Annotated in this window: 11 protein-coding genes and 1 tRNA gene; 8 read left to right on the top strand and 4 right to left on the bottom strand. The window is 63.3% G+C overall.

The annotated features are described in order from the left end of the window. Window positions 1-123: 123 nt before the first annotated feature. On the bottom strand, window positions 124-744 hold the full coding sequence (locus KBI52_RS14740) for a LysE family translocator (RefSeq protein ID WP_210808393.1): 621 nt from the start codon (window positions 742-744) through the stop codon (window positions 124-126). Between the two features lie 122 nt (window positions 745-866). On the opposite strand from KBI52_RS14740, the gene KBI52_RS14745 reads away from it, so the two are divergent. Continuing rightward, complete coding sequence (locus KBI52_RS14745; protein WP_210808396.1) at window positions 867-1559, top strand: YafY family protein; 693 nt, start codon at window positions 867-869, stop codon at window positions 1557-1559. Window positions 1560-1660: 101 nt separating this feature from the next. Here the strand turns inward: KBI52_RS14745 and glnA are convergent, their stop codons facing one another. Continuing rightward, entirely contained in the window at window positions 1661-3070 is a 1410-nt protein-coding gene (gene glnA, locus KBI52_RS14750) for a type I glutamate--ammonia ligase (RefSeq protein WP_173946485.1), read from the bottom strand. Window positions 3071-3139: 69 nt separating this feature from the next. After that, entirely contained in the window at window positions 3140-3478 is a 339-nt protein-coding gene (locus KBI52_RS14755; RefSeq protein WP_036360409.1) for a P-II family nitrogen regulator, read from the bottom strand. Window positions 3479-3657: 179 nt separating this feature from the next. Between KBI52_RS14755 and KBI52_RS14760 the strand changes: the two genes are divergently transcribed. Then, a complete protein-coding gene (locus KBI52_RS14760) occupies window positions 3658-5145 on the top strand; it encodes an NAD(P)H-hydrate dehydratase (protein WP_210808398.1) in 1488 nt (495 codons plus the stop codon). Here KBI52_RS14760 and KBI52_RS14765 read toward each other — a convergent pair. Then, window positions 5138-6475, bottom strand: a complete 1338-nt coding sequence (locus tag KBI52_RS14765) for a multicopper oxidase family protein (protein WP_210808400.1) — start codon at window positions 6473-6475, stop codon at window positions 5138-5140. The genes KBI52_RS14760 and KBI52_RS14765 overlap by 8 nt on opposite strands. A gap of 172 nt (window positions 6476-6647) precedes the next feature. Here KBI52_RS14765 and KBI52_RS14770 point away from each other — a divergent pair. The 6 genes from KBI52_RS14770 (at window position 6648) to KBI52_RS14795 (ending at window position 13544) form a co-directional block, all read left to right on the top strand. Continuing rightward, a tRNA-Leu gene (locus KBI52_RS14770) sits at window positions 6648-6732 on the top strand. 112 nt (window positions 6733-6844) lie between these two features. Beyond that, a complete protein-coding gene (gene tig, locus KBI52_RS14775; RefSeq protein WP_173946520.1) occupies window positions 6845-8212 on the top strand; it encodes a trigger factor in 1368 nt (455 codons plus the stop codon). A gap of 77 nt (window positions 8213-8289) precedes the next feature. Further along, window positions 8290-8922 (top strand): ATP-dependent Clp protease proteolytic subunit, encoded by a 633-nt coding sequence (locus KBI52_RS14780; protein ID WP_173946488.1) that lies wholly within the window; start codon window positions 8290-8292, stop codon window positions 8920-8922. Window positions 8923-9145: 223 nt separating this feature from the next. Further along, window positions 9146-10414, top strand: coding sequence for an ATP-dependent Clp protease ATP-binding subunit ClpX (gene clpX, locus KBI52_RS14785; protein WP_173946489.1), 1269 nt, complete (start codon window positions 9146-9148; stop codon window positions 10412-10414). A gap of 229 nt (window positions 10415-10643) precedes the next feature. Next, window positions 10644-13070 (top strand): endopeptidase La, encoded by a 2427-nt coding sequence (gene lon / locus KBI52_RS14790; RefSeq protein ID WP_173946490.1) that lies wholly within the window; start codon window positions 10644-10646, stop codon window positions 13068-13070. 195 nt (window positions 13071-13265) lie between these two features. Further along, on the top strand, window positions 13266-13544 hold the full coding sequence (locus KBI52_RS14795) for an HU family DNA-binding protein (protein WP_173946491.1): 279 nt from the start codon (window positions 13266-13268) through the stop codon (window positions 13542-13544). Window positions 13545-13606 lie beyond the last annotated feature (62 nt).

Below are 13606 nucleotides of genomic sequence, written 5' to 3' on the forward strand. Positions count from 1 at the left end.
TCGGCACCTACTAAGAACCGTCTCCCCGGAGACACACAAGGCCCGGGTCTCCCCGGGCCTTGTTGTTTTTTGGAGACCTGATCGGGAACTCGGCCCGGGCCGACCTCGCGGCCGTGCGCGCTCTCACCTCAGCGCCGTCGCGACGGCAACGACAATGAACAACGCTCCGGCGCCCCGACCGATCAGGCCCGTGATGCGCGGGTGCGACACGAGAAGGTTGCGGGCTCGGCCCGCCGCGACAGCAAGTCCGCCATAGACCGCGAGCTGCATCAGCACGGTCATCACTCCCATAATCACGGCCTGTCCGTAGATCGGGCCGTAGGCCGGGAGCAGAAACTGCGGGTAGACGGCCAGGATGAAAATGTAAGCTTTGGGATTGAGAAGGCAGGTCAGGGCTCCTTGCCGGAAGGCGACCCGAAGGGGGCGGGCTCTCGCCCCTTCGACAGTCTCGATCGCGATTGAGTTTCGGAGCAGCGTCATCCCGATCCACATCATATAGGCGGCACCCGCATAGAGGAGCGTGGCGACGACCTGCGGCGGCATCGTCGACATCAAGCTCACCCCGATGGCGCCGAAGACCGTATGAGCGGCACCGCCCGCCATGATTCCGGCCGTCGCCGCCAGCCCGGCCCTGCGTCCCCCCGTCAAGGCATTGGCGAGAACGAACAGCATGTCCATGCCCGGAACGATGATGATGCCGAAGAGAAGGGTGAGGAACAGCCAAAGATTTGCACCATAAGACATGTCAGTTGCGCGTCGCCCCTCGAAGGTCGGATTGGCCGATTGTCCTTGATTTCCAGAGTGATGATGAGGGGCGTGGCCTTTCGATATTGACAGCGTCCTGTCAGTTGGAAGCAAAATGTCGGATGCGGAAGGCGGCCCGAATCTTCGAAATCATCCAGATTCTTCGTCTTGCCAAGGAGCCGGTGACGGCAGTCCGGATTGCGCAGAGCCTGGGCGTCGCACCGCGGTCGATCTATCGCGACATTGCCGCCCTACAGGCCATGCAGGTCCCCGTCCAAGGCGGGCGTGGCATCGGATACGTCCTGCGCTCCGGATTCGACCTGCCTCCGCTCATGTTCTCTATCGAGGAGACCGAAGCCATCGTGCTGGCACTGGCACTCCTGGAGCGCACGGGAGATGTTGCCCTCAACCAATCGGCGAAGCGGGCCGGGCGGAAGATCGCGGCGGCCGTTCCCCCGCCGCTGCGCCAAGCTCTTTTCGCCAACACCCTGCACGCCTGGGGCAGCGTGGCGCCTGCTCCGTCAGGCGTCGAGCTTTCCGCTGTGAGGCTGGCGATTCGCGAGGAGCGAAAGATCGAACTTGCCTATCGCGACGAGCAGGGGCGTCGGACCGAGCGGACCATTTGGCCGATTGCGCTCATCTACTACCCGGAGACCGTCAACATCGTCGCCTGGTGCGAACTGCGCCGGGACTTGCGCCACTTTCGGGCGGATCGTGTGGAGAATGCTCTCGAGGCCGATGCATTCTTCAAGGGCAGAGGCGACGAACTGAGACGCCAATGGGTGTCCGGCTGGAGCGCGGGTCAGAGCTTCTGAACCCGGAAACACGGAGCGTCCGACCACAAAAAAGCCGGAGCCCGAGGGCTCCGGCGAAGGAAGGCTGCCGTCAGAGCAGCCGGGAGGAAAGTCCTCGTCCGTTAGACGGAGTAGTACATCTGGAACTCGACCGGGTGCGGGGTCATCTCGAAGCGGGCGACCTCCGTCATCTTCAGCTCGATGTAGCTGTCGATGAAGTCGTCGTTGAAGACGCCGCCGGCCTTCAGGAACGCGCGGTCCTTGTCGAGGCTGGCGAGGGCCTCGCGGAGCGATCCGCAGACGGTCGGGATCTTCTTCAGCTCGCGCGGCGGCAGGTCGTAGAGATCCTTGTCCATTGCCTGGCCGGGATCGATCTTGTTCAGGATGCCGTCGAGGCCGGCCATCAGCAGCGCCGCGAAGGCGAGATACGGATTGGCGGTCGGATCGGGGAAGCGGACCTCCACGCGCTTGGCCTTGGGCGAGGTCGTCCACGGAATGCGGCAGGAGGCCGAGCGGTTCCGGGCCGAGTAAGCCAGCAGCACCGGAGCCTCGTAGCCCGGGACGAGACGCTTGTAGGAGTTCGTCGACGGGTTGGTGAAGGCGTTCAGAGCCTTGGCGTGCTTGATGATGCCGCCGATGTACCAGAGGCATTCCTGGCTCAGGTCGGCATACTTGTTGCCGGCGAAGAGGGGCTTGCCGCCCTTCCACAGGGACTGGTGCACGTGCATGCCCGAGCCGTTGTCGCCATAGACCGGCTTCGGCATGAAGGTGGCCGTCTTGCCGTAGGACTGGGCCACGTTGTGGATGCAGTACTTGTAGATCTGCATCTCGTCGGCCGTGCGGACGAGGGTGTTGAACTTCGTGCCGAGCTCGTGCTGGGCGGACGCCACCTCATGGTGGTGCTTCTCGACCGTCACGCCCATGGCCTTCATGGCGGCCAGCATCTCGCCGCGCATGTCTTGGGCAGAATCCAGCGGGGGAACCGGGAAGTAGCCGCCCTTGGTCTGGATGCGGTGGCCCAGGTTTCCACCCTCGTAGGGGGTGTCGCCGTTGATCGGCAGCTCGGAGGAATCGAGCTTGAATCCGGTGTTGTAGGGATCGGCCATGAACTTCACGTCATCGAACACGAAGAACTCGGCCTCGGGGCCGACATAGACCGTATCGGCGATCCCGGTGGACTGAAGGTAAGCCTCGGCCTTCTTGGCGATGCCGCGCGGATCACGGTTGTAGGGCTCGCCGGTCGCCGGCTCGAGAATGTCGCAGTTGATCGTCATGGTGGACGCCGAGAAGAACGGGTCCATCTGGGCGGTCGTCGGATCGGGCATGAGGGTCATGTCGGATTCGTTGATCGCCTTCCAGCCGGCGATGGACGAGCCGTCGAACATGATGCCGTCCGCGAACATGTCTTCGTCGACCATCGAGACGTCGAAGGTCACATGCTGCCACTTGCCGCGCGGGTCCGTGAAACGGAAGTCGACGTATTGGACGTCGTTATCTTTGATCGCCTTGAGCACATCCTTGGCGGTCTGCATGATCGTCTGGTCCTCTTCTGCCCTTAGAGATTGTCCTCGGCCCAACGGCCTTGGCTTGGGAAAGCGAGCTTAGATCGCGTCGGATCCGGTCTCGCCCGTGCGGATGCGAACGGCCTCTTCGACCGTCGAAACGAAAATCTTGCCGTCGCCGATGCGCCCGGTCTGGGCTGCCTTGCGGATGGCCTCGATGGCGCTTTCGGCCATCTCGTCGTTCAGGACGATTTCGAGCTTCACCTTCGGCAGGAAGTCCACGACGTATTCCGCGCCGCGGTAAAGCTCCGTGTGGCCCTTCTGCCGGCCGAAACCTTTTGCCTCGATGACGGTAATGCCCTGGAGGCCGACCTCCTGGAGAGCTTCTTTGACTTCATCGAGCTTGAAGGGCTTGATGATGGCTTCGATCTTCTTCATCCCGGTCAACCGTTCTCGTTCGAGGTTTTGCCGCTTTTAGCACCAGCCAGAGGCGCCTTCCATGCGGTCGTCGATTCAAAGCGGGTCAATCTGCCGAGTTGATGAGCATATTATGATCAAAGTTTGTGCAGTTGCGAAAAACCTCGCCAAATCCTCGAAAACGGGTTCTTTTTGCGTCCATGACAGCCCCTGAACTCATCCTGACCCCCACCGAAATGAAGAAGGCTGACCTGGAAGCCGTGGCAAGCGGCATTCCTGGGGTCGAGCTCATGCGGCGGGCGGGCCGCGCGGTGGCCGATTCTGCCGAAAAAATAGTCTCCCGCGGAGGCACGATCCTCGTTGTGGCGGGTCCGGGCCAGAACGGGGGCGATGGCTTCGTGGCGGCGACCGTTCTGGCCGAGCGAGGCTATCGGGTGAGCCTTTCCTTGCTGGGAGAGCCGGACCGGCTGACCGGGGATTCGGCACTCGTCGCGCGCGACTGGAAGGGGCAAGCCCAGCGGGTCGAGGACGCTGCGTTCCACGAGGCGGATCTCGTCATCGACGCCCTGTTCGGCACAGGCCTGTCCCGAGACCTGGACGGTGCGGCCCGGCACGCCGTCGACCGGATGAACGGTTCGGGCCGGCCGATCCTGGCGGTCGACCTCCCGTCAGGTATTGACGGCGAGACAGGTACGGTCCGGGGCATCGCGGTCAAGGCTGGGAGAACAATCACCTTCGCGGCCCGAAAGCCGTGCCATCTCCTGATGCCCGGACGTGCGTTCAGCGGATCCATCGAGGTCGCCGATATCGGCATCGGACGCGAGATCCTCTCGGCCATGGGGGGGCGTCTCTTCGGGAATGATCCGGCTCTCTGGCTTCCGACGCTGCCGAAGCCCGGGTTGTCCTCCCACAAATACGAGCGCGGCCACACCCTGGTCGCTTCAGGTGGGGCCACCCGCACGGGCGCCGCCCGGCTGGCGGCCCGCGCAGCTCTCAGAATTGGGTCAGGCTTGGTCACTGTGGCGTCGCCGCCGGAGGCGATCGGGGTCACCGCGGCCCATCTGACGGCCATCATGCTGAAGGGCTGCGACGGGCCCGAGGGATTGCACGCGATTCTCCAGGATCCGCGCCTCAACGCGCTCGTCCTGGGGCCGGCCCTGGGGGTCCATGCCAATACGCGCGCCATGGTGGCGGTCGCCGTCCACGCCAGGCGGAGCCTCGTCCTGGACGCCGACGCTCTCACGTCCTTTGAAGGCCTGGCGTCGGAGCTCCACGGGGCGTTCCGCCATGCTCCGACAGTCCTGACGCCCCATGACGGCGAGTTCAACCGGATGTTCAAGGATCACCCGGATATCCTTGATCCTGAATCGAAAATCGAGCGGGCCCGGCGTGCGGCAACTTACACCGGAGCGGTGGTGCTGCTGAAAGGCGCCGATACCGTGGTGGCGTCCCCCGACGGCCGGGCGGCCATCAACGAGAACGGCACGCCCTACCTGGCGACCGCCGGATCGGGCGATACCCTCTGCGGTCTCATCGCCGGACTGATGGCGCAGAGCCTGCCGGCCTTCGAGGCCGCCTGCGCGGGAGCCTGGATCCACGCCGAAGCCGGAGCACGCTTCGGTCCCGGGCTGATCTCGGAAGACCTCGCGGAATTGGTGCCCGGCGTGCTGCGGGACCTCCTCAGGTGACTTCGATCCAGGTCCACAGGCCTGCATCGAACCGTTCGAGGACCGTGGAGGCGAGGAGCCATTTGCCCGGATTGTCCGCCACGAAGGCGATCCGGACCGTCCTGTTCTCCGGCACCTGCGTGGTGTCGAGCCAATAGGGCTCCCAGCCGTCATCGAGGGGATGGAGGAGCCGGAAGGCATGCCCGTGCAGGTGCAAGGGCTGGGCGAAAGATGTCTGATTGGTCACGGCCAGAACCACCGGAGTGCCCCGCTTCACCTTGACCAGCGGCGGGCCGGCTGCACGTCCAGCCAAGCCGTTGATCGTCCAAGGGGCATCGCGAGCCTTGGGATCGCCCTTGATCACCACGTCCTTGCGGGTGGCGCTCTGAAGCCTGATCGAGTCCGGAAGCTTCGGATTGGTGGGCAGCGGCGCGATTGCGGGTAGATCAGGTCGCCTTTCCCCGCTGGTCACGATTTCAACGAGAGGCATGCCGTCGCCGATCAGGGCCGTGACGGTTCCGGTCGATCCGGCGTCTTGCCCTAGATCGACGAGAAGGTCGTAGCGGGTACCCGAAGCGAAGGGCAGGGAGGCGCGCAGGGGCTCGAACGTGCTGGTCGGCTGCCCGTCGATGGCGATCACGTAGGCCTTCATTCCGTCGAAGCGCAGGCGCATGGCCCGGGCATTGCACGCATTGGCGAGCCTCAGGCGCAGGCGGCCTCCGGGCGGCACCTCGACACGCTGCGGGGTCGATGCGCCGTTGACGCTGAGCCAACTGCCGAGCCGTCCCGCCGGGGCCGCCTCCACGGGCTTCTCGAAAGACGCGAGCGAGCCGTCATCCTCGAGGCGCCAGTCGTCGACCAGAAGGGCAATATCCCGGTCCACCTGAGGCGGATCGGGTTCTTCCACGATCAGCAGGCCCGAGAGGCCGCGCTCCGTGGGTTCGGCGCTGCCGCCGAGAACGCAGGGGCGGATCAGGAAGGTGCCGGCGTCGGGCGGGGCGAAGCGGTATTCATGGTTCCCGCCGGTGGCGACCGGCTCCTGAGTCAGACCACCGACCCCGTCGGAGGCGTTCGGCCCCCGGATGCCGTGAAAGTGGAGCGAGAGAGGAAGGGACGTCCCGTTCTCAAGCCTCAGGCGGAGTTCCTCGCCCAGCTTGAGCCGCACAACGGGGCTCAAGCTCCCGTTGAAAGTCCAGACATCGGCCGCTGTCGCGTCAGGGCGGAGCTTCATCAGCGTTGGCTTGGCCGTCAGAACCCGTTCGGAGCCGTCCGACCCCTGAGCCCCGCCCTGCCGCGAGACGGCGAACAGGGTCGTGGCGAGACCGGCGGTGACGGCGCGGCGTGTGATCATGAGGCTGTCTCATCCGGACGGTTGGGAACGGGAACATCGGTACAGTTTTGAACGTGAACGGCCAAGTTTGGTTGCCAATTGGCCGCACACGAACTTTTTTGATGCACACTTCGTCAACCATGCTATAGAGCCGCGTCCCGGAAGAGGGGTGCGCCTCGCGCGCTGCTCCCGCGCGGGCGTGGCGGAATTGGTAGACGCACTGGATTTAGGTTCCAGCGACGAAAGTTGTGGGGGTTCGAGTCCCTCCGCCCGCACCAGTCCCGTCAGGATTGGGTTCCGGAGGCAGCGAGTGGCCTGGTTGACGGCATGACGCCGCATCGGCCGGAACCTGGATTTCAGATTTTCGAGTGGATGAAGGCGAATAGTACCATGCAGGTGACGGAAACACTGTCCCAAGGCTTGAAGCGAGAGTTCAAGGTCGTGCTCCCGGCCACCGAGTTGGAAGAGCGCCTGAACAGCGAATTGACCACCCTCAAGGATCGCGTGCGGATCAACGGTTTCCGTCCCGGCAAGGTGCCGGTGGGGCATCTTCGTAAGGTCTATGGCCGCTCCGTCATGGCGGACGTGCTGCAGAACGCCGTCAACGAGGCCAACCGCAAGATCGTCGAAGACAACGGCCTGAAGCTCGCCAACGAGCCGCAGATCCAGTTCCCCGAGAGCCAGGAAGAGGTCGAGAAGGCCATGGAGGCCAAGGGAGACCTGGCTTTCACCGTCGCCCTTGAGGTGCTGCCCGTGTTCGAGCTGGCCGATCTTTCCGACGTGACGGTCAAGAAGCCGGTGGCCGAGGTAACCGACGCCGAGATCACCGAATCGCTGGAGCGCATGGCCAAGCAGAACCGCAGCTTCGAGCCGAAGGACGGCGCGGCGGCCGACGGCGACCGGGTCGTGGTGGACTTCGTGGGCCGCATCGACGGCACCGAGTTCGAGGGCGGCAAGGGTGAGGACATCCGGGTCGAGCTCGGTTCGAACACCTTCATCCCCGGTTTCGAGGATCAGCTCCTCGGCCTGAAGGCCGGCGACACGAAGCTCGTGAAGGTCACCTTCCCGGTGAACTATATGGCGGCCCATCTGGCCGGCAAGGACGCCGAGTTCGACGTGACTGTGAAGGAAGTCGAGGCTCCCGGCGCGCTGCAGATCGACGACGAGATGGCCAAGGGCTTCGGCATGGATTCCCTTGACAAGCTCAAGGACGCGATCCGCGATGCCATCAAGCGCGATTTCGACACGCAGTCCCGCCGCAAGGTGAAGAAGGACCTGCTCGACTCCCTCGACGCCAAGTACAGCTTCGAGCTGCCCCCGACCTTGGTGGAGCAGGAATTCGCAGCCGTTTGGTCCCAGGTCGTCGGCGACATGAAGTCGAACAACCGCACCTTCGAGGATGAGGACACCACCGAGGACGACGCCAAGGCGGAGTACCGCAAGATCGCCGAGCGTCGCGTTCGTCTCGGCTTGGTCCTTGCACAGATCGGTGAGAAGTCCGATATCAAGATCTCCGACGACGAGGTGACCCAGGCCCTCATCGAGCGGGTCCGCCAGTACCCCGGCCAGGAGCGGCAGGTTTGGGAGTTCTACCAGAAGAACCCGCAGGCCCTCGCTGAAATCCGGGCTCCTCTGTTCGAGGAGAAGGTCGTCGACCAGATCCTGTCCCAGGTGAAGGTGGACGAAGAGACCGTCTCCAAGGATGCGCTGTTCAGCGACGAGGATGAGGACGGAGAGAAAGCCGGCAAGGGCGAGTAACGCTCCGTTAAGCGTCTCGTTGCTTGCATGAATTGCACGGCCGCGCACCCGCGCGGCCGAATTGGAGCAGTGAGACAATGAGAGATCCGGTAGCGCTCTTTAACAATACGCTCGTCCCGATGGTGGTTGAGCAGTCGAACCGCGGCGAGCGTGCGTTCGACATCTATTCGCGCCTTCTGCGCGAACGGATTATCTTCCTCACGGGTCCCGTCGAAGACTACTCGGCCTCGCTGATCGTGGCGCAGCTTCTGTTCCTTGAGGCCGAGAACCCCAAGAAGGAAATCTCCTTCTACATCAACTCCCCCGGTGGCGTCGTGACTTCGGGCCTGTCGATCTACGACACGATGCAGTTCATCCGCTGCCCGGTTTCAACCCTGTGCGTCGGCCAGGCGGCCTCCATGGGCTCCCTGCTGCTGACCGCCGGCGAGAAGGGCATGCGTTTCGCCCTCCCGAACGCCCGCATCATGGTCCACCAGCCGTCCGGCGGCTATCAGGGCCAGGTCACGGACATCATGATCCACGCCCGCGAGAGCGAGGCCCTGAAGCGCCGCCTGAACGAGATCTACGTGGGCCATACCGGCCGCAACTACGAAGAGATCGAGCGGGCTCTCGAGCGCGACAACTTCATGACCGCCGAGGCGGCTCGGGAGTTCGGCCTCATCGACCAGGTGATCGAGAAGCGTCCGGAGCCGGTCGCCACCCCGGCGTAATCCTTAAAACCTGGGGACAAAATTCCCCTGGGTGCGTCTTTTTGCCGAGTAACCCCGTTTCTATTGATCACGGGCTCTCCCCGTGATTGCATGTGGATTCGGGAAGGCTGGGCGATTTGAGCGTTCAATTCTTAGCGACGGAACATTTTGTTAGCTCCGTCGCTCATAAATTAATGGTGCTGGGCCGGCAGGGGCTGTCCCGGTACGGATTGGAGATGTGATAATGACCAAGGCTGGCGGCAACGACTCCAAGAGTACGCTGTACTGCTCCTTCTGCGGCAAGAGCCAGCATGAGGTTCGCAAGCTGATCGCTGGCCCGACGGTTTTCATCTGCGATGAATGCGTCGAGCTGTGCATGGACATCATCCGCGAGGAGTCGAAATCGTCTCTCGTGAAGTCCCGCGACGGGGTCCCGACCCCGAAGGAAATCAGCCGCGTTCTGGATGACTACGTGATCGGCCAGGAGCACGCCAAGAAGGTGCTCTCGGTGGCGGTCCATAACCATTACAAGCGCCTCGCCCACGCGACGAAGCACAACGACGTGGAGCTGGCCAAGTCGAACATCCTGCTGATCGGACCGACCGGCTCGGGCAAGACCCTGCTCGCCCAGACCCTGGCCCGGATCCTGGATGTGCCCTTCACGATGGCGGATGCGACGACCCTGACCGAGGCCGGTTATGTCGGCGAGGACGTGGAGAACATCATCCTTAAGCTCCTCCAGGCCTCCGACTACAATGTCGAGCGGGCGCAGCGGGGCATCGTCTATATCGACGAGATCGACAAGATCTCCCGCAAGTCGGACAACCCCTCGATCACCCGCGACGTCTCCGGCGAGGGCGTGCAGCAGGCTCTCCTCAAGATCATGGAAGGCACCGTCGCCTCCGTGCCTCCGCAGGGCGGCCGCAAGCACCCGCAGCAGGAATTCCTGCAGGTGGATACCACGAACATCCTGTTCATCTGCGGTGGCGCTTTCGCGGGCCTGGAGCGGATCATTTCCGGCCGTGGCAAGGGCACGTCGATCGGCTTCGGCGCCTCGGTCAGCTCTCCTGACGACCGGCGCACCGGCGAGATCTTCCGCTCCGTAGAGCCCGAGGATCTGTTGAAGTTCGGCCTCATTCCCGAGTTCGTCGGCCGGCTGCCTGTCCTGGCGACCCTCGAGGATCTCGATGTCGACGCCCTGAAGACCATTCTGCAGGAGCCGAAGAACGCCCTGGTCAAGCAGTACCAGCGCCTCTTCGAGATGGAGAACGTTCAGCTGACGTTCCAGGATGAGGCCCTCACGCTTATCGCCAAGAAGGCGATCGAGCGGAAGACGGGCGCCCGCGGCCTGCGCTCCATCATGGAGGGCATTCTGCTGGAGACCATGTACGACCTGCCGGGTCTCGATTCCGTGGAACAGGTGGTGATCGGTCCCGAGGTCGTGGAGGGCAAGGCCAAGCCGCTCTTCATTCACGGCGAGCGGAACGAGCAGGCCGCCAGCGCCAGCGCTTGAGGGCCACCGGGGACCTTCCCATGAACAGATGCATTGCGGGCAATCTTCTTGAAACAGGAGGCCCGCAACGCCACATCATCTCTTGCGTCGGCGCTGTCCGCTCATGTTGCGAGGGGGAGCCCGGCGTACCGGATGCAGCCCATAACAAAAGCCTGAGCATTCCGGTTATCCGTCCGAAATCCAGCTCATCCGAGGGGATTCCCGGACGCAGTGAAAAGGATACCGTCTCATGACACAATCGAAGCCACGTCAGCCTGTCGTTCCAGGCTCGACCGGAACCTATGCGGTTCTGCCTCTGCGCGACATTGTTGTCTTTCCACACATGATCGTGCCGCTCTTTGTCGGCCGTGAAAAGTCGATCCGCGCGCTTGAGGAAGTGGTCAAGGGGGACCGTCACATTCTTCTGGCCACCCAGATCGATGCGACGGATGACGATCCGTCAACGGACGCGATCTACAAGGTCGGAACCCTAGCCAACGTCCTGCAACTGCTGAAGCTGCCCGACGGCACCGTGAAGGTGCTGGTCGAAGGCGCGAGCCGGGCCCAGGTCAAGGCCTATACCCGCACGGATGAATTCTACGAGGCCGAAGCCGAGGCGCTTCCGGACTCCCTCGGCGACCAGGTCGAGGCCGAGGCGCTCGCCCGGTCGGTCGTGTCCGAGTTCGAGAACTATGTGAAGCTCAACAAGAAGGTGTCGCCTGAGGTCGTGACCGCCGTGACCCAGATCGATGAGCCCGCCAAGCTCGCCGACACCATTGCGTCTCACCTGGCCATCAAGATCGCCGACAAGCAGGCAATTCTCGAGACCGCCACCGTGGCCCAGCGCCTGGAGAAGGTGCTCGGCATGATGGAGAGCGAGATCTCCGTTCTCCAGGTCGAGAAGAGGATCCGGACCCGCGTGAAGCGTCAGATGGAGAAGACGCAACGCGAGTACTACCTCAACGAGCAGATGAAGGCGATCCAGAAGGAGCTTGGCGACGACGAAGGTCGCGACGAGTTGGCCGAGCTCGAGGAGAAGATCGAGAAGACCAAGTTCACGAAGGAAGCCCGCGAGAAGGCGATGGGCGAGCTGAAGAAGCTGCGCCAGATGTCGCCCATGTCGGCGGAAGCCACCGTCGTGCGCAACTATCTCGACTGGCTGCTCGGGATTCCGTGGAACCGCCGCTCGAAGATGAAGAAGGACCTCAAGGCCGCCCAGGATCTGCTCGATGCGGATCACTACGGCCTCGATAAGGTCAAGGAGCGCATCGTCGAGTACCTGGCCGTGCAGCAGCGCGCCAACAAGCTCACGGGCCCGATCCTCTGCCTCGTCGGTCCTCCCGGCGTGGGTAAGACCTCGCTCGGCAAGTCGATCGCCAAGGCTACGGGCCGCGAGTTCGTGCGCATGTCGCTCGGCGGCGTTCGCGACGAGTCGGAGATCCGCGGTCACCGGCGGACCTATATCGGCTCGATGCCCGGCAAGATCATCCAGTCGATGCGCAAGGCCAAGACGTCCAATCCGCTCATCCTGCTCGACGAGATCGACAAGATGGGCATGGACTTCCGCGGCGATCCGTCGGCGGCCCTGCTCGAGGTCCTCGACCCTGAGCAGAACTCGACCTTCAACGACCATTATCTGGAAGTCGATTACGACCTTTCCAACGTGATGTTCGTGACGACGGCCAACACGCTCAACATCCCGGCTCCGCTCCTCGACCGCATGGAAGTGATCCGCATCGCGGGTTACACCGAGGAGGAGAAGGCCGAGATCGCCCGCACCCACCTGATCCCCTCGGCCATGCAGAAGCACGGTCTGGCGGAGAAGGAGTGGAAGATCGGCGATGAGGCTCTCCTCATGCTGATCCGCCGCTACACCCGCGAGGCAGGCGTGCGTAACCTCGAGCGTGAGATCGCCAACCTAGTCCGCAAGGCCGTGAAGGAGATCCTGATCTCCAAGGTCAAGGCGGTCGAGGTCACGGTCGACAACCTGCCCGAGTTCCTCGGACCGCCGCGCTACCGCTACGGCGAGGCCGAGACGGAGGACATGGTCGGTGCTGTCACGGGTCTGGCCTGGACGGAGGTTGGCGGCGAGCTGCTCACCATCGAAGGCATCATGATGCCGGGCAAGGGCAAGATGACCGTCACGGGCAACCTCCGCGACGTCATGAAGGAATCGATCTCGGCTGCGGCGTCCTATGTCCGCTCCCGCGCCCTCGATTTCGGCGTCGAGCCGCCCCTGTTCGACCGCCGGGACATCCACGTGCACGTGCCGGAAGGCGCGACGCCCAAGGATGGACCCTCGGCCGGTATCGCGATGGCAACCGCCATTGTGTCGGTGATCACCGGAATTCCGGTGCGCCGCGACATCGCCATGACCGGCGAAGTCACGCTGCGGGGCAGGGTGCTGCCCATCGGCGGCCTCAAGGAGAAGCTCCTGGCGGCTCTGCGCGGCGGCATCAAGAAGGTGCTGATCCCCGAGGAGAATGCCAAGGATCTGGCTGACATTCCGGCCAGCGTGAAGAACGGTCTGGAAATCGTGCCGGTCTCCATGATGGATCAGGTCCTCCAGCATGCTCTCGTGCGCGTGCCGGAGCGGATCGAATGGGATGAGGCGGCTGAACTCAAGGCCCACAAGCCGGGTGTCGAAGACGACTCGGCCGGGGTGATCGCCCACTGACTTTCGGCGATTTACGTAACGACAGAAGCCTCCGGACCTCGGTCCGGAGGCTTCTTTTTTGCGGAAGACTGCAAAAAATCGGCTGTTTTCAGCCACTTCGGGGCTTGCTTACGGACAAGCTTTGCGCCAAACGAGTGTCCCTGAAACGGTGGACCATTTCTTTTGCGACCGCCGTGATCACTGGAGGATATGACTATGAATAAAGGCGAGCTCGTTGCGGCCGTCGCCGACAAGGTAGGCCTTTCGCGCGGCCAGGCTGGTGACGCGATCGACGCCGCCATCGAGGCGATCACCGGCGCCCTGAAGCAGGGTGATGAGGTCAAGATCGTCGGGTTCGGCACGTTCGTCGTGACAAACCGCGCTGCAGGCGAGGCGCGCAACCCGCGTACCGGCGAGAAGGTCAAGGTTGCCGCTTCCAAGACCCCGAAGTTCCGCGCAGGCGCGGGCCTGAAGGATGCCGTCAACGCGAAGTAATCGCTTTTTGAGCGGTGTTCGCTTGCGAAAGAAGGCCGACAATGCTTGCGTTGTCGGCCTTC

The organism is Microvirga sp. HBU67558 (genome assembly GCF_018069605.1).
GTDB classification, from domain to species: domain Bacteria; phylum Pseudomonadota; class Alphaproteobacteria; order Rhizobiales; family Beijerinckiaceae; genus Microvirga; species Microvirga terrae.